Annotated in this window: 23 protein-coding genes and 1 tRNA gene; 6 read left to right on the top strand and 18 right to left on the bottom strand. The window is 39.9% G+C overall.

All coding sequences use genetic code 11. The features are described 5' to 3' along the window. Positions 1-201: 201 nt before the first annotated feature. On the bottom strand, positions 202-942 hold the full coding sequence (locus D3222_RS14155; protein ID WP_118986738.1) for a glycosyltransferase family 25 protein: 741 nt from the start codon (positions 940-942) through the stop codon (positions 202-204). A 129-nt stretch (positions 943-1,071) separates the two neighbouring features. Here D3222_RS14155 and D3222_RS14150 point away from each other — a divergent pair, with 129 nt between their 5' ends. Together D3222_RS14150 and D3222_RS14145 are read left to right on the top strand one after the other, a co-directional pair. Beyond that, the gene (locus D3222_RS14150) at positions 1,072-1,473 is read left to right on the top strand and encodes a sulfatase-like hydrolase/transferase (RefSeq protein ID WP_232832524.1); all 402 of its coding nucleotides are present in this window, start codon (positions 1,072-1,074) and stop codon (positions 1,471-1,473) included. 55 nt (positions 1,474-1,528) lie between these two features. Further along, a complete protein-coding gene (locus tag D3222_RS14145; protein WP_118986737.1) occupies positions 1,529-1,705 on the top strand; it encodes a hypothetical protein in 177 nt (58 codons plus the stop codon). 127 nt (positions 1,706-1,832) lie between these two features. Here D3222_RS14145 and D3222_RS14140 read toward each other — a convergent pair whose 3' ends face one another. From D3222_RS14140 to D3222_RS14060, 17 genes are all read right to left on the bottom strand, one after another. Further along, positions 1,833-2,417, bottom strand: coding sequence for a tail fiber assembly protein (locus tag D3222_RS14140; RefSeq protein ID WP_118986736.1), 585 nt, complete (start codon positions 2,415-2,417; stop codon positions 1,833-1,835). A gap of 105 nt (positions 2,418-2,522) precedes the next feature. Beyond that, on the bottom strand, positions 2,523-3,695 hold the full coding sequence (locus tag D3222_RS14135; RefSeq protein WP_232832523.1) for a tail fiber protein: 1,173 nt from the start codon (positions 3,693-3,695) through the stop codon (positions 2,523-2,525). A 2-nt stretch (positions 3,696-3,697) separates the two neighbouring features. Further along, the gene (locus D3222_RS14130) at positions 3,698-4,270 is read right to left on the bottom strand and encodes a DUF2612 domain-containing protein (protein WP_118986735.1); all 573 of its coding nucleotides are present in this window, start codon (positions 4,268-4,270) and stop codon (positions 3,698-3,700) included. Continuing rightward, positions 4,267-5,460 (bottom strand): baseplate J/gp47 family protein, encoded by a 1,194-nt coding sequence (locus D3222_RS14125; RefSeq protein WP_118986734.1) that lies wholly within the window; start codon positions 5,458-5,460, stop codon positions 4,267-4,269. The genes D3222_RS14130 and D3222_RS14125 overlap by 4 nt, the downstream gene beginning before the upstream one ends. Next, the gene (locus D3222_RS14120; protein ID WP_118986733.1) at positions 5,453-5,800 is read right to left on the bottom strand and encodes a hypothetical protein; all 348 of its coding nucleotides are present in this window, start codon (positions 5,798-5,800) and stop codon (positions 5,453-5,455) included. Before D3222_RS14120 ends, D3222_RS14125 begins: the two co-directional genes overlap by 8 nt. Further along, entirely contained in the window at positions 5,797-6,552 is a 756-nt protein-coding gene (locus D3222_RS14115) for a phage baseplate assembly protein V (protein WP_118986732.1), read from the bottom strand. The genes D3222_RS14120 and D3222_RS14115 overlap by 4 nt, the downstream gene beginning before the upstream one ends. Next, positions 6,549-7,505, bottom strand: a complete 957-nt coding sequence (locus D3222_RS14110) for a phage protein (protein WP_118986731.1) — start codon at positions 7,503-7,505, stop codon at positions 6,549-6,551. The genes D3222_RS14115 and D3222_RS14110 overlap by 4 nt, the downstream gene beginning before the upstream one ends. 106 nt (positions 7,506-7,611) lie before the next feature. Continuing rightward, complete coding sequence (locus D3222_RS14105; RefSeq protein ID WP_118986730.1) at positions 7,612-7,917, bottom strand: phage baseplate plug family protein; 306 nt, start codon at positions 7,915-7,917, stop codon at positions 7,612-7,614. After that, complete coding sequence (locus D3222_RS14100; RefSeq protein ID WP_118986729.1) at positions 7,902-8,507, bottom strand: phage baseplate protein; 606 nt, start codon at positions 8,505-8,507, stop codon at positions 7,902-7,904. Before D3222_RS14100 ends, D3222_RS14105 begins: the two co-directional genes overlap by 16 nt. A 2-nt stretch (positions 8,508-8,509) precedes the next feature. Then, positions 8,510-10,276 carry a hypothetical protein gene (locus D3222_RS14095; RefSeq protein ID WP_118986728.1) on the bottom strand — a complete coding sequence of 589 codons (1,767 nt, stop codon included), beginning with the start codon at positions 10,274-10,276 and terminating at the stop codon, positions 8,510-8,512. Further along, the gene (locus D3222_RS26470; RefSeq protein ID WP_255417038.1) at positions 10,266-10,391 is read right to left on the bottom strand and encodes a DUF6889 family protein; all 126 of its coding nucleotides are present in this window, start codon (positions 10,389-10,391) and stop codon (positions 10,266-10,268) included. Before D3222_RS26470 ends, D3222_RS14095 begins: the two co-directional genes overlap by 11 nt. Positions 10,392-10,447: 56 nt before the next feature. Then, entirely contained in the window at positions 10,448-10,879 is a 432-nt protein-coding gene (locus tag D3222_RS14090; RefSeq protein WP_118986727.1) for a phage tail assembly chaperone, read from the bottom strand. Positions 10,880-10,993: 114 nt separating this feature from the next. Beyond that, entirely contained in the window at positions 10,994-11,434 is a 441-nt protein-coding gene (locus tag D3222_RS14085) for a DUF3277 family protein (RefSeq protein ID WP_118986726.1), read from the bottom strand. A gap of 9 nt (positions 11,435-11,443) precedes the next feature. Continuing rightward, entirely contained in the window at positions 11,444-12,913 is a 1,470-nt protein-coding gene (locus tag D3222_RS14080; protein ID WP_118986725.1) for a DUF3383 domain-containing protein, read from the bottom strand. Between the two features lie 3 nt (positions 12,914-12,916). Beyond that, a complete protein-coding gene (locus D3222_RS14075) occupies positions 12,917-13,465 on the bottom strand; it encodes a phage neck terminator protein (RefSeq protein ID WP_441339100.1) in 549 nt (182 codons plus the stop codon). A gap of 316 nt (positions 13,466-13,781) precedes the next feature. Next, a complete protein-coding gene (locus D3222_RS14070) occupies positions 13,782-14,201 on the bottom strand; it encodes an antiterminator Q family protein (protein WP_118986723.1) in 420 nt (139 codons plus the stop codon). Between the two features lie 1,365 nt (positions 14,202-15,566). Continuing rightward, positions 15,567-15,642: transfer RNA gene (locus tag D3222_RS14060), tRNA-Thr, on the bottom strand. A 555-nt stretch (positions 15,643-16,197) separates the two neighbouring features. On the opposite strand from D3222_RS14060, the gene D3222_RS14055 reads away from it, so the two are divergent. The 4 genes from D3222_RS14055 to D3222_RS14040 are packed head-to-tail and all read left to right on the top strand — an operon-like array spanning position 16,198 to position 19,336. After that, complete coding sequence (locus D3222_RS14055) at positions 16,198-16,563, top strand: Dabb family protein (protein ID WP_118986721.1); 366 nt, start codon at positions 16,198-16,200, stop codon at positions 16,561-16,563. After that, a complete protein-coding gene (locus D3222_RS14050; RefSeq protein WP_118986720.1) occupies positions 16,553-16,975 on the top strand; it encodes a DUF2000 domain-containing protein in 423 nt (140 codons plus the stop codon). The genes D3222_RS14055 and D3222_RS14050 overlap by 11 nt, the downstream gene beginning before the upstream one ends. Positions 16,976-16,988: 13 nt before the next feature. Continuing rightward, entirely contained in the window at positions 16,989-18,392 is a 1,404-nt protein-coding gene (locus tag D3222_RS14045) for a phenylacetate--CoA ligase family protein (RefSeq protein WP_118986719.1), read from the top strand. Further along, positions 18,389-19,336, top strand: coding sequence for a branched-chain amino acid transaminase (locus tag D3222_RS14040; protein WP_118986718.1), 948 nt, complete (start codon positions 18,389-18,391; stop codon positions 19,334-19,336). The genes D3222_RS14045 and D3222_RS14040 overlap by 4 nt, the downstream gene beginning before the upstream one ends. Positions 19,337-19,350 lie beyond the last annotated feature (14 nt).

The raw sequence follows: 19,350 nt of genomic DNA, 5'->3' as shown, positions 1-19,350 counted from the left end.
TGGGGGGACTTGATTAGATCAGGAAATGTTATAGATGCTGCGGGTGCACATAGTCATAGTGTGTGGATTGGTTCACATAACCATTCATTTAGTGGTATAACATCAAGTATAGGTAGGGACTCATCCTTTAACATAACTAACTAATATATTATGCTAATGGTATCGTGCTGTTTGATTTAGGGTGACCTTAGTTATTTCAGACTAAGGTCTAATTTTTCTAAGCCAAGGGCGAATAGAAACTCGCCATAAAGCTAGCTTTATTTGCGTAAAGATGGATCTTTTCCTATTATTTTCGTCAAATTTTGTTAACGAATATACTCTCTCTCCGATTGATGAATTTAAGGGATGAGATGAGATATTAACAACTGGGGGAATAACACCTTTTAGTTTGATAACACCTTGTTCTCTGAACATTTTCCATTCATCAGCAACAAATCTTACAGGCAGCAAGTATTGATATAATTTTTTTGCTGCGGCTAAATTCAATACATACCCATAAGTGCCTGCTGCATCGATTACATTAACAATATTATAATTATCAGTGAGAGGCTTTTTGAATGAATCGAAATACTCATTAGTCGTATTTAGCAAAAAAACATAGGGGGTTGGACTTAAAGCCATAGGATGGTTTTCTAGAGATGATAATACTGCGGTTAGATTTTCGTTGAAACTCACGTCATCTTCTAAGATGAGAGATAGGGGGATTCTATTGTCTATGATTTTTTTGTATGTACTTAAATGGCTCAGTGAACACCCAACTTCACCTAGTGTGAGTGTCATATCATTAAAGTTAGGACAATACTTCCAGAGTTGTTCCTTGCTCAGCTCTTTTCCATACACTGCGGTTACAAATTCAGCATCAAGATTTATTTTTTGTAGCTGTTCTTGTATCAATTTCTTTCGTTCCACATCTTTCTTCAGATTAATAACAAACGTTTTCATAATACACTCTATGATTTAACTCTATTTAATAGCAGGCTACCATATGGAGCAATCCTTAGACAAGTGGCTAAATTTGCAAAAAAAATATTAACCAGAATTTTATATCATTACTGATACACTACCAACAAATTGAATTTTATTGTCACACTGCTCCCTATATCACTAGCAATAGTCAAAGATGGTAAAGAAGTTTTAAGCAACAATATTGTTATACTAGCAAAAAAAGCTGGCTTTTATACCTACTGGATATCAAGTCAAGGTTCCATTGGGTTGTTTGCTCCTCTAGTTATCAGTATGGGAGCAAGGGCTGATTCACCATTCTTTATTAAGAAAGGTGAATCGAGTTCTGGTCTTAACAGAGATATGCCAGATACAAATATAATACCGATTGTGAAAAAAGCCTTAGAGGATAAGAAAGAAAAGAAGCTAATTGTTATCCATTTAATGGAGTCTCATTCCCCTGCTTGTATTAGAGCAAATTATGAATACAAAGTATTTTTTAAATCAGAACAGATTTCTTGCTATATGTAGGGTATCGAAAACACTGATGACTAGCTATGTGAATCTACCAAGCACAGAAAAATGAATGGATACATCAAATAAATTGCAAAAGCATTCTATTGGCTCTTTGCTAATTTGGAGCAATATAGAAAAAGCTCATTCTCAATATGAAAATGTTAGATACTCCTTCGGCTGTCCATCCAGAGAATACAAGCTCAGGTGGTGTAACCTACAACCAATTGGTAGAATACTGAGTTTGTAAAATTAAAAAGTGCTATCTCAGTAAATTGCAAAATAACAGCATAATAGGAAAGAGCAATATCGAAGACAAACGAAATAGAATGCTTTACGATTGTCATTGGGCTGCGTATAAGCAGCCCTTATTGTTGTCATTCTGGCATCTCAGGCCATTTAATATCAGGAGCTATTGAAGTATCTACAGGGCTTAATAATACTAAGTACTTTTTCCATTCAAGTAACAGTGCTTGTTCTTCTTCCGAAGCCAATTCAGCATCAATAGCATATTGGAGCAACGTAATGGTTTCATTAGCTTGTGTGCACAGTATACCGCGTAGTAGCTCTGCCTGCTCAATCTCACTGTCCTTTATTGCCGCTTTATCAGTCACCCACTTTGAGCCGTCCCATCTATCAAAATGAGTAGCAGGTTGTTTGAATGTCAATGTTTCCGGTAATTCACCCAGTTCAGTAATTCCTTGTGGCAGGCGAGTTTGTATGTTGTAAGCTGTTTTTCCGCGGTAGTCTGTAACGATTTCCCAGCCCAGACCATCCTCACTACGGCAAATAGCCTTATCATGAGATTCGGGGAGTTGTGGCGCATCGGGATAGGTGCTGGCCGGAAGTCCGACCCCTTCCATCAAATATTCCGGTGTCGCGCCAAGAAATTCTCTTGAAACTGGGGCTGCGTGATAGATTGTTAACCAGCCGGGTTTCGTTTGCGACGCGCGGTGTGCCATTTCTTCCGTTGTAAGCTTAAAACCCAAAAAACGGACACGCCACGGTGTCCGTATACTCAAAAATGAATTTTTTTTGAATAGTGAAACATCACTAATGGCATATAATTATTCAAATATATGTATTTGAGTAATTCGATCATTTGAATTACGTTCAACATGCAGTTTTTTACCACCATTCGTTGTATATAAAACACCATAAACAGTAGATCTATCACTAAAATTTACAAAGATATTATCCGTCGGAATTATTCCCATCACAAAATCAGATGTATTTTCCCACTTTACGTACAAATATTTCCCTCTAATATCTTCATCAAGATCGATCACACTACCAGTTTCTATATACCCATTTATTTTATCAATACGCCTGAATGTTTTTTGTTTTTTATCATACCGCCCATCAGATTCCTCTTTAGTATAACTCTCCCCCTTAACTGCATAATTCCCCGCAGGTTGGTAGTTTCCGCGTGGTTGATATTTACTATCAGATTCTGATTTAGCGTAGCTCCCCACATCCCCGGCATTCAGACTGACATCTCCAGTCAGTGCTTTGCCATTAATCTTCCGGCTGCCCGGCACGGCACTTTGCGCCAACTTGACGGTTTCCACTAAACCAAGGTTTTTTATAAACTCACTTTTATCAGGGATATCTGCGCCGTTTTGGTTTTTTGCCAACCTGCTGTTGGCATTATCTGTAGCCCTATTAGCTTCATCATGAGCATTTTTAGCTGCCACATTTGCCGTATTTGCAAAATCGTATGCTTCCTTAATTGCTTTTGGCGTCGCCGCTAAGGTTTCATTTGTGCTATTTGTTGCACTACTCAGTTGTACAATCCCCTTCTGAGTCAATGAGGCGTCAGAAACACCACTCAGTTTGCTCTCAGCGATTTTTCTAATATCGTGAACCGCTTTCGGAGTCGCCGCCTGATCTTCTCTGTCAGAGTTTGTCGCGCTGTTGAGTTGCGATATACCTTTCTGAGTCAGTGAAGCATCAGGTATTTCCGTAGTAATTTTCTGTTTTAATGCCTGGTCTAACTGCCGGGTAAGTTTCTCCAGATCACCATCATCCATAACGTCTTCACCAGTTTTTTCCGCAATGTATTTCCCTATCACCGCTGCAATAATCGAAGATTGCCGCCAAACTTTATTTAATCGCTCACTCCTCGCTATTCCTGATTTAAATCCCTCCCCAATAAAATCTGAACTTTCATATTCTTCTTGCGATAAAGTATTCGCGTTTTCACCAATGGCAAATGCTTTAAAGTCATTTTTAGCCATTTCTAACCCTCCACTATATGGTAATTAACCGTTATCCCCATAGGTTTAAGCGAGAGATAACCCTGATGGATGATTTCTTTAGTAATAGTACTGATTGATTTACCTTTAACAGTCACGGTAAATGACATATCTAAGTTGTCTTCGAAAGATACAGATAGGCCATTATTTGAATGAATAAAACTCAGGATGTTATTAAACGATTCAGCCGTTCCATCCCAGTTATTTGCGCCTATTTTAGCTTTAATGACGATTCGGTAATTATCGTCATCCAGTTTGATATAACTTTTATCGCTATCAAACCGCCCTTTCCATCTGCCATTATCAAATCCCAAGTCAGTAATATCAAAGGAGAAGTAATAGGATTCAATTGGAGTCTGAATCATTCGATTCCTTCCTATCCATGCTCCAATAATATCAAGCTGTTTACCCACCGCTTTATCAAGATCAAAACTGCTAATTAGTAAGTCTGTTGTCAGTGCATTCTGGTTGAAAATATCAGTCACAGCTTCAAGCATCCTGACATATTTTTTACCTTCCATGTGATATGCAGGAATCAGCTTCATATATTTGTTCATTCGAGCACCGTTACTATTTTAATATTTTCAGGTGAACACGTCGGCGCTTCATTAAAAGCTATGTCAATGTTCGCCGTTCCGGTTGTCGATGCTGATTTTCCCACTATTACAGATAATACTTCATATGTCTGCCCACCGTTTTTATTGCATAAGTTTGCTGGTACAAATAAGCGAGTAACATATATTCCATCACCAATATAAAGAGACTTTATATAGTTAGATACTTCATTACGAATATTATTGCCAATATCCGATGTGTATCCGATAAAGGGTTTAATGTGTATTTCAACGTAAATTGACACCAGTGTAGGACGATAGAAGTTAATCGTCTTTTTATTACCATAATCATCGGTAATCGTTTCAGAAGTCGTGCCAAATGTCGGTATACCCGGCGTTTTCTTTATCAGGACGGTATGAGCGATCTCTTTTGAGTCTCCACCATCAATGACAAGTGCAATGCTATGAGCGGGTATGCCATTCTCATCCGTTTTGTCCGAGTCGTTGTCATATCCCCGGTAACGTGAAACCCCATGCAGATTGGCAATCGCCCCCATCAGTCCATCCATAATGGCTCTCGAAGGCAGCGCAACTGAAACCGCTTGCCGTATTCGCAGTTCTATGTCGGTTTCAATTCCCCGACCAAGTGTAGCCGCAACCGGGTTCGTCGCTGTTTGCCAGCCCAGTGTCGGCGTAGCAATCTGATTAACTGTGTGAGGCAGCGCGCCAATCGCGCCCGATTTTTGACATACCGCCGTTACAATAGCCTGCCCATGTGTGTCTATAATGACTTCATCCGGTAGTGACCAGGTGTTTCCCGCATCATCCCGAACAGAAGCGTTGCGAATAACTGTGCCTGCCCGACCAGTAATTAAAATATCCACCGTTGAGTTGCTGGAGCTTTTTCGGGTAATGCCGTTGATTTTGACATTACGGGAAAGCCCTTCACCCACCGCGCTTGTCGGGCTAAATGAGTTATAGGAGGCAATGGTTGCGTTATTACAGCCGTGAATAACGTATGCTATCAACGATAAAAAAACACCGTCTTTACTGTCAGATTCAATGTAAATATCGTCCCCATAAATATCCCTGAATATCGTCTTCCAGCTATTCAAGATGGTTTGATAATCAGGCGCATTGATCCCATTTTTATCAATAGCAGGTAACATTGTGTTGATAATACTTTCATACATCAGCAGTTACTCCTGTCTGTCCATAAATCGTGTCAATCGTGACGGTAATGGTGATCTTTCTTGTTTCAGGGTTTCTTTCACTACGGTAGTGGGTAATGTTCTCTACACCCGGCGTTTGCAGTATTCGCTGTCTAATAATCAGGTCATAAAAACCCGATGTGCCTTTACCCAACACGTTGTCGTAATCGGTCCCTTCCCGGTTATCAAGAAACCATTCGCCATTACGCAGCATCAGGCGAGTTTTCACCGCTTGTGCGACCGCTTCCGGTGTATTGATAAGAAAACCCGCCTCTCCACGACCAAATACATAGTCGTTGTCAATTTCTCTTCTGTATCTCATTGAGGTTTCCCCGTTTTACCGCCACCTGATTGCACACCGCTATGTACATGGTTTTTAAGGCTAATCCCTGCTGCTGTCACATCATTACTCACCGTGACAGGGCCTTGCATGGTTGCAGTGCCACCACCCGCACCCATGCCCTGCGATAAGTTGCCGTTAATGGTGACGTTGCCGTTCAGGATGATGTCAGGTGAAGTGATTTCAGTACTGCCATTGGCTGTGGCGGTAAGTTTCGTCGGTGTGATAACCGTGACGTTATGGCTGTTGGGATCAAGTTCGATATACGCCGCGCCATCATCACTTCTCAGTTGCGCGGTGTTAGTGCTGATATTAGTTATTTTTTGCTGCTGAGATTGCGGGCCAACAATCGCAAATCCATCGGATAGGTTATGCTGCCTGGGATCAACCGGCTCTTGTACACCGCCAGATTGCCACCAATAATCAATGCAACGATCAGCAAACACGACCAGACATTCATCACCGGCTTTTACCGGGAAGGTTAGCGTCACTCCACCGCCTCTTGGGAATATAACCGGCACATCCACTAATAACGGCAAGGATACGGATTCCAGTTCCCCGTCTTTTTTCCTGATTTTCCATCTGATGGCCGGTTGTGCTGTAACGGTTATCGCATCAGCATCAAATGATTGAATAATGCAAGGCAAAGAGACATACAATCCGGCGCTAATGACTTCTTGCATAGCAAAGAAGACCGCTTCGGGTCTATTTAGTCGTTCATCAGTATTTATCATTCGCTCTCTGCCTTATCCTGATTGTGAGTTGCTTGATTCAGCAAAGTATGATCACTCTTAGCGATACACATTATTGTCATGTACCACTCTGTTTCACGGGTGTCGCCGGAGTACTCTACATTGAAGACAATGTAATCACCGTCAGCGTCCAACATTGCCGGTTGTGCTTTTGCATCCTTATGATCGCCAGACCAAGCGGCTTGTTTAGTCGCCGGATCAACCGGTTTGATTGAGCGGTTATCCAGCCTGATTAATGTACCGGGGCGGATATTCGGATTAATTAAGCATGTAACGTTAATGCCTGAACCAATAGTTTGTTCAGGCATGCCAATAAGACCTGTTTTTGAAGTAAGGACAATCGCTTCAGTTAAGTATTTATTTTTGGGTACAATATGTAATTGGTTATCTTCATAGCGCCAATTAGCATCACATTGTTTTGCCAGATTAGAAACTTCATTGCGATGCATGCCAAAAAGCACTTTCCCTCTGGGTGAGGCTGATTTGCTGAATTCAGGGCGTAGACCTGCCGTAATGCCATATTTGGTAATATCACGCATTAACAAATGATCTAAATCTGCTTGCGAATACCCAGCCGCAATGGTGGTATTCACTGTCGCGTAATTGTGTGCTTCATCCCCGTCCGCTGCATGGATCACAACACAAGTATCAGTTGGGTTGTCTCTCTTTACATACGTGTACTGAATTTGGCCTGAGAATATTTGGCCTGAGTTCTCTTTATAACCGGCTACAAATTTAATCTTGTTAAACTCATTCCGGCGTAATTTATTACTGGTTTCGTTATTAAGGTTATATAGGGTAAAAATACCGGTAGCAGGATTGGAAGATTCCGTTCTGCTAATGTTAAATATGATTTTCAAGTCTGATAAATTTACTTTTTCGCCATCTTTGTCTACAACGATAAGGTGGCATTCTCTTATCCATTGTTTTGACATAATTCACCTAATTAATAGAAGTAAAATTAATAGAAATAAAAAAACCGCAATTACGCGGCGTATGTAATAAATTATTACAAAATATCTTATCCTTACTCTCATCACGTTAATTTATTACAAAGTATAACCTATCCTCTTTGCCAAGATTATTTCTGAAAGGTTTCTCCTGATTTATATCACCATAAAAAATTAATGAGCCGTTAAAACCAAGATGACGATATTGTTCCAGTAAGTCAGCCCCAAAAACCAACGGTAAACCTGTGACAATAAATTCACTGTCCGGCGTCATAATATCCAAAATCCAACCCGCGATATCACGCCACATCAATCTCATTTTATAGTTAATGCCATTTAGCTGAATATCGAATTGCTGATTTTTGGGTGATAAAGGAATTTCTACAACCCTAGCCATTTCTTACCTCGCTCTATAATAAAATCAAGAATAATCTTTGGTATCGATGGCTTCACCGTGACTTTGGCTCCCATATTAACTACAGGTGCTGTATCTTCAGGATTTTTCATATTTTCCGCCGGCGCAGCCTTATTCGGTGATGTTTCAACAATAACAATTTCACGTAGGTTTAACACCACCGATAAAACATTTTCACTGGTTTTATCCGTTGTGACACTGATATCTTTAATCAACATATTTTTATATAAGCGCTTTCCCGTTACGACATCAAACGGTTTATGTGATGCCCTCAGGTCAAGTAGTTGTTGATATATATCACGCGGACTGGTTCCAAGGCTCAGCCCGGTAGAAATATCAAATACCTTTGTCGTATCGATAACATCAAGCAGCGAACCACCACCCGCGAAACCTAAATCCATTCTCACTTCCGATGGGCTGTCATAAGCATGATCACTGAATGTTACCCCCTGCTGGACCGGATGATCGGTGATATTCGATATATCGGTATGTGTTTCTGAAATAACGACACTCGGTACAATGACACCTATCTTTCTCTTTTGCTGAGAAAACATGACTGATAATATATCCATTGTTATCTCACCTGTGTTTGCATATTTCGCAGGAGCATACTGTGAGTACGTTCTATCGTTTCTCCGGTCAGTCTCGCCGCTTCTTTGGGAGATTCAACGCCATTAATCTCAATATGGTAGTTTATTTCTCCTATTCCCTTCATATTATTGCTGGCAGATATTGGCGCACGATGTAATAAAGCAGGAGTAAATTCCTGATGATTCACCATATTATTGATATTTGTCACCGCGCCGTTGATCATTCGGTGATCAATGGAAATATTTCGCAAAGAATGAGCCACACGATTTAAATGTCTAGCCTGCTTTGAAGGTTTATTCGCTGGCTGTAGCTCTGCCATAATCGCTGACCTGATAAATTCTGGTGAATAAGGATTACCACCACTTTCCACTATCATCATGCTATCAATCAACCGTTGCATCACATCAGGATCAGTGAGATCAAGGACCGTATCCTTAGAAATCCCCATCATTTTAGACACATTGGCAATGTACTGTTTGGTTTTATTATGATCCTTCTTTGGTGCCCATACCGGAACAATACTTGCAATAGTCTGTAGCTTTGTTCCTGTAGTTTTACCATGAAAATAACGACTCAACTGGTGAGCAGTAGCCCTTAATCCACTGAATGCATCTGGATACTTAGCAAATCTGGGTTTTGGATTATCTTCAGGTACCGCTCCTGTCTGATGTACAAAGTTCATATTTAATGGATTGTTATTCCGTACTCCTCGCGAAGACTTTAATCTCTTTAGCTTTGCTGCTGTAAGCTCACTATTAAAAATATTCGTTGGTGGATTAACTGGAGTATTTAGCCTCCTATGAGCACCGTGATGCTCAGCAATACCAGCTTTAAAATGGCCTTTATTTAATTGCTTATTCTGTCGTTTCTTTTTCGTTTTACTTGATCGTTCTGATACTTTACTGGAAATATCAGCAACTTTCTGGCTGTGTTCTTTGTCGATTATCGTTTTCTTACCATTAATTTGTTCTTGGTATTTTTCATATTTATCTTTGCTGAAAAATGGAGTCAAGTCAGAAGCAATATAGATCCCATGTGTTGACATCCAATTATTGAGTTGATCATATGTTATAAGTGGTTTTTTATTTGCATCATGTTCTCTTTGCCGCCGTGACAATGTTTCAGCCATTGTTTCGTGATTTTTCTTTGCTTCTTCCTGTAATGCATTTAATCGACTATTAAAATCAAATAATACACCCAGAACAATTTTTCTTCCTGTAAATTTCCACAATTCATTTAATGTCACCAATAAACCTTTCGCAGAAATTTCTCCTTTGTCTAACCATTTGACTAATTCCTCAATAGCATTAAATATGTCATCACTATCAAGTATGCTGGTATTTTGATTAGCACAATCCGTCGGTATTTTTAATAACTGTTCACCCATCGATGTGACCAAGGAGGCAGTATTAAAATGGCGACTATTTGTATCACGGGATTGAACATCAATACACGGCAGAAATGTCTCTACGCTTCCCACAACGCAACGGATACCCTCATTGGTAGATTTAATTTTTTCAATTGTTGCGTCTGTTTTTTGCAACTGTCCGCAGAGTTTGTCCAGCCCATTAGCGGCTTGAGTAATAAAATTAACCACCGCTAATGTGGCTTCTTCAATTTCCGCCCTCATTTTGAGAATACTAGACGTGACTTCGGCAGTAACAGCCATAAATTTACGCTGCCCTACTTCATCAACGTCAAACTTAAGTGATACCAGGAAATCTTTCATTATTTCAGCATTACTGCTCATTTCGCCACCTCTCTATCATGGCCTCATTTTCCGATTTAACATCAAGGGCATCATTCATCAATGCAATATCAGCCAGATCAAGAACGCTGTTTTTCAATGATTCATAACGGCACATGCCCGCAATGACCGGGCGTAACAGATAATCACGCCCTTTCGGGAGGGTTTCAAAATTTAAACTGGATTGTCCTGGAATGACATTGCGCTCTCTAATGGGGCGGGAAAAAAATTTCCCAATGAGTCTCGAATAATAAAACCGACAATTTTCAGCAGTTCGAAGCCGTTGATGTCATCAAACATCAATACCTGTCCATCAGGATCACAAATCCTGCTCCATACTCCATTTTGTTCACGCGAAACCACTGATAAGCAAATATCATTAATTTCATGTCGGTTGGATTTTCCTAATGCGCTGATGGATTCCACCAAATAAGGGAGCACTTCTTCAAAGCCCGTTATCCCATCCTCATTTCTGGCTGTCACAATCTTTTTCATCAGTGGCCCAAGTGCCGGAATAGCCGGAGCCAAAGCCACTGCTAAATCCTGTTGCTGAAAAGCGTTTAGTTTACCAGCGCGATATTTTTTACCCTCGATTTCAAATTCCATGATCACTTATCCTCAAGCGCACTCAAACTACCGCAGCATAAGTCCGATATTAAAAATACGGACAAATGCTCCGGTAGATTTGACGGTGATTTAAATGTTTGTGAAGTAAGCCGGTTAGAATGTGCCTAACATGATGTCGATTTTTCCGCAATCAAATACCCAGGCAACCGTATTACCCGCTTTGGCATTCTGCAAGTCCGGCTGTTTCTGAAAGGCAACAGAACGTGCAACAGCAATGTCATTACTTTGCTTATTTCGAATAACAATCACGTTATTACCCCATGCAGCCGATGAAAGGGATTGCGCACTGAGCATCGCATTCAATTTAGCATTGACTGGACTGGTCTTAAGTAAATTAACCGTGATGGTGCCAGACTTGGTTGCATGCAATGAATGCATGACTTCCCCGTCTGCGCCAGTGGTCATGGTGTTTTTACTCTCCGACATGGTGACTGTAATCCCCTCATCAGAGAGAGCAGCGCCGTTACCAAGATCAAAAGAGCCACCGACTCCAGTAATAGAAGCGGAAACATCAAGAAAAGAATATGTAGCCATTTTCAACCCTTATCTGTTTACATTAATAATGACATCAGCGTAATGGACAGCGCCTGCTAATTTGATGGCACACTGAATAACTGGCGCTTTTCGAGCTTCCCGATCAGCCTGTGCCTGCGTCGCAATTGGCGGTGCGTAAACGTAATAACCTTTGGTTAATGTTGCGCCCGTATCCAACGCACCAACCGGATCACCTCCCCATACGCCATGAGCGACTAACCCGTTTGTCACCGCCTGAGAAAGCGACTGTTCAATATTGGTGATTAAACGTGTAACCCCTTCATCAGTCTGTGGGATCTTGCTGATGCTGGTGTAAAGCAGGTTATAAAGATTGTTCTGAACGTAGTTTTGTAACCAATCCAGACCATGACGCTCATCAATGAAATCCCCATTCGTCATGACACCTTCCTGAATAATGGCAGTATCATTGCTGTATTTAACAAAAACATTGCCGTTTTGCTTCTTCAATATATTAGCTTGCGTTGCGGTGAGGTTTTCTGCGATTACAGCGGGTTCCTGTTTAAATTTCAGGGTAATAGTAGTGTTATTACCGTTGAAATTGACGGTAAACATACGTCCAAATAGAGAAGCAACGGTATAAGGTTTACCGGTTGAATATTGCCAGAGTGTGCGCTGATAGTTTTTCTCTTTCAGTTTTGTGCCGATGTCGGTCTTAATGTCAGCATCCAATACATCCGCTTTTTGCACTGTATGCCCATAGATACGGGAAACAGACGCGGATTCGATGTAATCAGCCACAGACAGAATGTCCTCATCCGTCAACGTACCATCGGCAATAACTAGCCCATACCAACCACTGGATGCCGCACCCAGTGTCGCCACCGCCTCGGCAATGGTTTCTGCTTTGGTAGATTCGATAGCGCTGGCACCCGATATTTCGTCCAACTTTAATACATCACCAATATAAGTTCCCGTCGTTGCCGGTGAAACATAGCCAACCGTACCGGCGGAATTCGGCATAATAGCGAAGCGTGAAGCGGAGCTATCATAGGTGACTGAACAATCTTTCAATTTATCCGCCACCCGTTGAGCGACTCCATTTAGATTGGTCTCTTTACTCAAATCGATGCCGTTGTATACCGTTTCTTTACCGTTAATCGTCAACTTAAAAGAACCCTCGGTGACAGCAGTCAATTTGCTAATAATTTGCTGCTGTTTATCCAATACGGCCCCTTGTAAAGAGGAGGCCACATTGTCCTTAGCCCACCGACCAATATATAAATCAACAGGACGTGGCGACTGGGAATAATAAAGCGCCGCAGCCTGATACTCTGGTGAAGTCAGTCCAAAATCAGCACCGACACCATCAATATCCAAATACCGGCGTAAACGCTCGCGAGGGTTGATCACGTTACTTGCACCGATGATCAGTAACGCACCAAAGTTCCGGGACTGAGCCGCATGAGGAGCCATATTCAACGTGACATTGATAATGTTTGAAACAGGTAAACCCTGCATAATTTAATCTCCAAAGAATTTGACAGGCGCTTCCACCAGTGATTTAACACCGTATTCACGCACCACTTTTCGCCGCAAGGTGATCGTCATGTCATAACGACGCACCCTCTGGTTATTGATAAGTTCCGGTAATGAAGTCAGCCGGCTGAGTTTGTCTACTGAAAGACCAAAACATTCCAACTCGTCATTGTTCTGACTGACCGCCAGTCCATCACGAAAACGAGCGCCGTACCGCTGGCCGTTCAGGCCATAAAAGGAAATCAAGCACACAATTTCTTCATGACGCCATAACTTGGTTCCTTCATCAGTCTGTTTCTCAAAAGCAGGCGAGGCATCCGAAATAAAATCCGTGATAACAAAATCACACCAGTCATCATCCGCCGGTAACTGGGGCAGTTGTGCTGATGTCCATCGAGAACGCACCTTATCGTCAGGCAAACCAGAAACACCGCTCACCCAACGACTCAGTACGTGCTCCAACTCATCATCGTACTCAGGCCCAGGCGTGACAGGTGTTAGCCAACCCGCTTTATCACTACCGTTGCTCATCAAAAATACCTCCATCAAACAGCAATAACTCGCCCTGTGCCAAGATAAACCAAACCTGTATAAGGGCTTAGTTCTCAGCACCAAGTTATGATTGATTTAATAGGGATACCGACCGCGAAAAAGGTAAAAAAATAGGCGTAAGCAATTCGCGACGGCAAATACGAAAAAGGCCGCAACAAAGTGCGACCTCTACAATTATTATTTAAATTTTCACTTCTATCGGTACGTAATAGCAGATGCTGTAAGAACCGAATGAAATAAGCCCCGATAAAAATATCGGGGCTTATTAGCTTTAGCGCTTATTCGCAACTTTAACAGATTAGTACACTACCATAGCTTTTTGCGTACGCGTAAGCTTTTTGTGCTCTCGTATTTCATCATCCATTTCTAACTTAATATCGAGCATAGCCAAACATCCCTGCACAAAACTTTCTCCCTTTTGTAACCGGGAACGCACTTCAATATCAGGTACTTTAATTAAACGCGCGATGGCGCGTTTGGAAAGCCTTAAAGCGTAGTACATAAATAAAACTTCAATTTCTTCAGACTTATCTACCGTCTGCAACTTTGCAATACAAGCATCGATGATCAAGCCATCGTTATCACAGCAGGAAGGACGTAATGAACGAGTTGACGCAATTAGACCTTTAAATCCAGCAGCGATCGGTGGCCAATTAACACCCGTGGCATCATCAACCCAACCGCCCCAACACTCTAAAACTTGTTGAATATTGCGCATATATTTTGACCTTAACTTTTATACCCTTCATCTTTCAAGCTGCTGCTTTGTTGGCTGCTTTCACTCACCCCGGTCACATAGTTATCTATGCTCCTGGGGATTCGTTCACTTGCCGCCTCGCTGCAACTCGAAATCTATTAGGTATAGTAACAAATGGTAGTAAAAATTATTTTCATGATGGTCTCATGCATCCATGCATTCGGTATTATAACGAATTTCTCACTCTCTATTTTTGTGTTTCTCTGTTACGTAACTACATCGTTTAAATAAATCTGTTTACTTAGTCTACTGAATACAAATAGTAAATTATCCCGATTCTGGACTAAGCTTAGTTTCAGAGGAAAACACATAATATCGTTGTTAATACGGATGACCGCAAAGTGTTTATCTTCCTCATCGACGTATTTATTATATAAATTCATAATCTTCATTTAATCCTCTAATGTACCTTCCTTTAAAACGCTTAGCGCCTAAAATAATACGCCTGTTCTTTATTATTCATCAAAAGTTTTCAAGCCACATAGAACCCCCTTTTTATTATGCGATGAAAAATTCATTAAATAAAAAGTAGCACAGATTTTTTATCTCATGGATATTTAAGTGCAAAAAATATTTTGAATCCACTTTGAAGCCCGCCGTAAAATGCCGATTAAAAATGGTTCCCATACCTATGCCAAAGGCACAGAAATTAACCTGTTTACAGGGTGATGGACAACGAACCGGTGCAAAAGTGAGATCTCAATAACCTTATTCCAAATATCTCCACCAGATTAGACAAAACATTTAAGACATCAACAAGATTAATGTTGCTAGCGATAAATTACCGATTATCAGGTAAATATCCATATGAAAAGTTTTAACATTGTCAGATATGCCCTCTGCTGATTAATGAAATTTTTAAACTCACACTCTCCGGTAAATAGTTAGCAAAAAGTATTCTCCTGGCCTGAAATTGATTTTATCTGACATACTTTCACCGCATCTAATACTCCTGCTATTTCCTACTTTATCTCATCTTATTTTCAGTTCCCGCCAAACGAATAGATGGGCATACGCCTATAGCAAACATTCTTTCATGTCTGGAAAACAGACATCCCAAACGCTAATATTTTTCTCTGTTAGTTTTTACCAGCGAAAATAAATCTGTATTATCTGAAAATTTGCCATCCTGTATTTCTAGTTACGTGGTTTCATTTCAACCAGCTTAACCGTAAGTTTAACCATGCTATGAATTTATAAACTCGTTTCAGCGGGAAATTGTAATGGAAAATAGCAGGATTAACTGGATATATAAACAGCATTGTCTATTATCAGACAAGAAAAAAGCCGTTACCTTTTAAAAAGATAACGGCTTCTTATTTGATTTGGTGCCGGCTACCGGAGTCGAACTGGTGACCTACTGATTACAAGTCAGTTGCTCTACCAACTGAGCTAAGCCGGCGTGTTTCAGGGCTAGCCCCTGAAAGCGAGCGCAGTATATTACAACCCATTGCAAACAATCAAGCATAAATAATAGATTATTTTAAAATATTACCAAAACACCTATCATTAGTGACATGCTCAACGACATACCTTGATTTGAAAGTCCACTAACGCAAGGCTACTGCCTCGAATCCTCTGAATTGCTATAGTTTCTTATCAAAATGCAATAACTTGTCTCCAAGCAATATAAGGCTCTGTTAACATGTTAAAAAGCAAATACTCAAAATACGGTAGAACACAAGGCGACAAAACATGTTTTCAAAGCGTAAGCGGAATCAAATTGAGCTTGTTTTTTATAAGCCAAAGGCAAGCCATAACAGCTTTCTTATCATTGTCATTCCCACTTTTTTTAAATCATTACCATAGTGAAATAGTTGACTGCTATAAATGCAATGTGCTATTTAAATTAGATGCAAATCAAAAAAACTAAATCAGGCATGCGCTAATATTAGGTATAAATCAGATCGTTTCTATAGGTTATTATAACTCAAAACCATTAATTATGAGGTAAATTATGCTGGGCAAAAACAACTTAATTGCACATCAAGTCTTATTTACCTTCAAGGATGGAATAAGCTGGGATAGTGAAAAGGCTATATTAGCAGAGAAGATGACTTTAAATCATATAAATGAGATAAGTGAAATTAAAGGATGGTTTTGTGGTCGCAGTACGGTAGACAGAAAGCAATCAGTTGACTTTAGTTTAATTGGTTACTTTGAAAGTTACGAAGACCTGAACATATATATGCATCACCCCGATCATATAAAAGGCGTGGTGCTATGGAAAGAAATAAGTACATGGACAGTCTCGGATATTATTATCGATATAAATAAGTTGATAAATTTCACTCAGTTAATAGGAAAGTCGTATGAAGTTTGACGAAAACCTACATAAAAGTGTCGTCGTTATCGCTGATAGTCTGCCACTTGGGTTAGCCATGAATGCACTGAGCGTCATTAGTGTTTCAATTGGTAGAAATATCAACGGGATTGTAGGACACGATGTCTTTAGTAAAGATAGCATTTGTTATCCCGGTGTCATTAAAACGCCTTTGCCTATTTTGAAAGCAAGTCATGATGTACTGGACGCTATTCATAATGAATTAAAATCTAACGATAATTTTAAATTGAGCCCTTTCTCCTGTTTAGCACAATCATGCAGAACATATGAGGAATACGAAGGAAAATTATCTTCTGAGCATTCGGATGAATTGAAGTTATCTGGAATTGGCATAGTTGGACCAAAGAAAGATATCAATAAACTCACTGGCAACTTACCACTTTATAAATAACCAGGTAACATATATGTATTCCATTTTTAGAAATGAACTTCATGAATTAGGTATGAAATACCTTACCGAGTTAAAAAAATATCTGTCTGGCGAGATAAATATCTCCGCATTGGAAAAAATACAATACGAAAAATTAAAAGAAATCATAAATTATACGAAAAATGGGTCAGTTTTCTATCAAGAGCGTCTAGACGCAATAAACCTAAATGATGATGAAAATTTATCCTCATTGATTGAAAAACTTCCTTTTACGACAAAATCAGATCTAAGTAAGGCGGGAAACACGATATCTTCAGATAGCCTAAGTAACGCTTGGATATATTATGAAACCACAGGGACGACTGGGCCATCAACGCCTTGTCCTCGCAATGAAATAGACTCTTTAGTCAATAACAGTTTTCTGACTCTGCAATATGAGTCTATTTTCAATCAAGAAGGCAAACAACATATTATTGGCGTGATGGGTCCAACGGAATTACACTCCACTGGAGATACATTTGAAGACGTATTTCGCAGTTTAGGGCATACCGTTATCAAAATGTGGCCTCGTTCACCCGTTGTTGGTATGCACAGAGTACTCAGACTGATACAAGACCTCAAAATAACCGCTTTAGTTTGTACACCTGCGGTCGCCGCCGAGTTGCTAAAATATTGCCGGAACAACGCATGTGATGCCAAAGAATTAGGTATCGAGATCATTTTAGTGCTTGGCGAGCTTATTACCCCGAATAGATTAAGAAACTTATCTCGGAATTGGGGTGCTAAAATTTACAACTGTATGTATGCCTCACAAGAAACGTCAATCTTGGCGGCTTGTGACAATACCAATAAGCTTATTACTATTCCATACAACAATTATTACGAACTCATTTGCCCTTTTACTCAGCAAAAGCTCAATGTTGGTGATAATCACGTTGCTGGTGAATTAGTGATTACCCATTTATATAAAGGGAATAAACCTCTGATTCGATACAAAACAGGGGATATGATTCGCTGTAAAGCAATAGACTTAAATCAATGGGAAATAGAACCCATCGGCAGAGTAAAAGATGTATTAGTATTAAACAATGCCAATGTGTATGCTTTTGATATTGAAAATGCCATCTTTGAAGAGCTCGAATATTGTTTTGAATATTTTATCGAAATCCACAACACAACCGGTATAGATGAGCTTAAGATCACTTTGGAACCGAGCGACGAATTAAATGATGCGTCACTCATTAGCAAGATAAAGGAAAAAATGGAATCCAAATTCAATATGAATGTCGATGTCCATGTAGGAGATGTTGGTGGGCTTATTGGAACCGCGGCAATGGTAAGCTGGAAAGCAGCGCGCATCCATGATCTGAGAGATGATACCAACAATATTGAACGAAATTCGGCTTTAGAAATCATGAACAAGAGGGCAACTAAATGACAAACAATATCGTTAGCCCGGTTAATAAAGATTGGATCGTATTTCTAGACGGAGAATATCTCAATTTTAGCAATGCGACCTTTCTTGCCAATACACAAGCTTTAAATTATGGCACCGGGACATTCGAGGGAATCCGGGCTTATTGGGATCAAGACAATAACCAACTTAATCTATTTAGAGCGCATGAGCACTATGAACGGTTAATACAATCAGCTAAAACATTAAAAATTGAATTACCCTATACCAGTCAGGAGTTAACCGACATTACTAAAAATATCATTATTAAAAATGGCTTCAAACAAGATATTTATATCAGGCCATTAGTGCTTAAAAAATCGTTAATGCCGGGTGAGAAATTTGGCGTTAAGCTAAGTGGTGTAAACTCAACCCTCTGTATTAACGCTTTACCTATGGGCGCTTATGCCAAAAAAGCAGAGTTTAAATGTCTTATTTCAAAATGGCGACGTGTATCAAATGCGGCAATTCCATCATCTGCCAAAATTACCGGCACTTATGTTAATTCCGCACTTGCTCATGAAGATGCCAAAGAAAACGGATTTGATGATGCTATCATGCTGAATGAACAAGGCATGTGCGCAGAAGCAAGTACATCAAATGTTTTTATTGTAAAAGATAATTGCGTTATTACACCATCGCTTAGCGCTGGCATTCTTAATGGAATAACCAGACAATCTGTTTTCGATATTTGTAAATTCCGCAATATTCCCTGTATTGAGTCAGAAATTCAAAAAAAGGATCTCTATGAAGCAAATGGCTGTTTTTTAACAGGTACTGGCCTTGAAATATCAATTGTTTCACAAATAGACGATGTGTCATATATACAAAAAGAAGATTCTATAGCCAATATTATTACCAAAGATTATCAAGAAATAATCAGAGGCAGAATAGATGAGTTCTCACATTGGTTAAATCCGGTTTATTAGTGTAATTCCAGGAG

The organism is Photorhabdus sp. CRCIA-P01, from assembly GCF_003545805.1.
GTDB classification, from domain to species: domain Bacteria; phylum Pseudomonadota; class Gammaproteobacteria; order Enterobacterales; family Enterobacteriaceae; genus Photorhabdus; species Photorhabdus antumapuensis.
The sequence above is the reverse complement of the archived record's forward strand: the minus strand, read 5'-3'. Positions and strand labels throughout refer to the sequence as shown.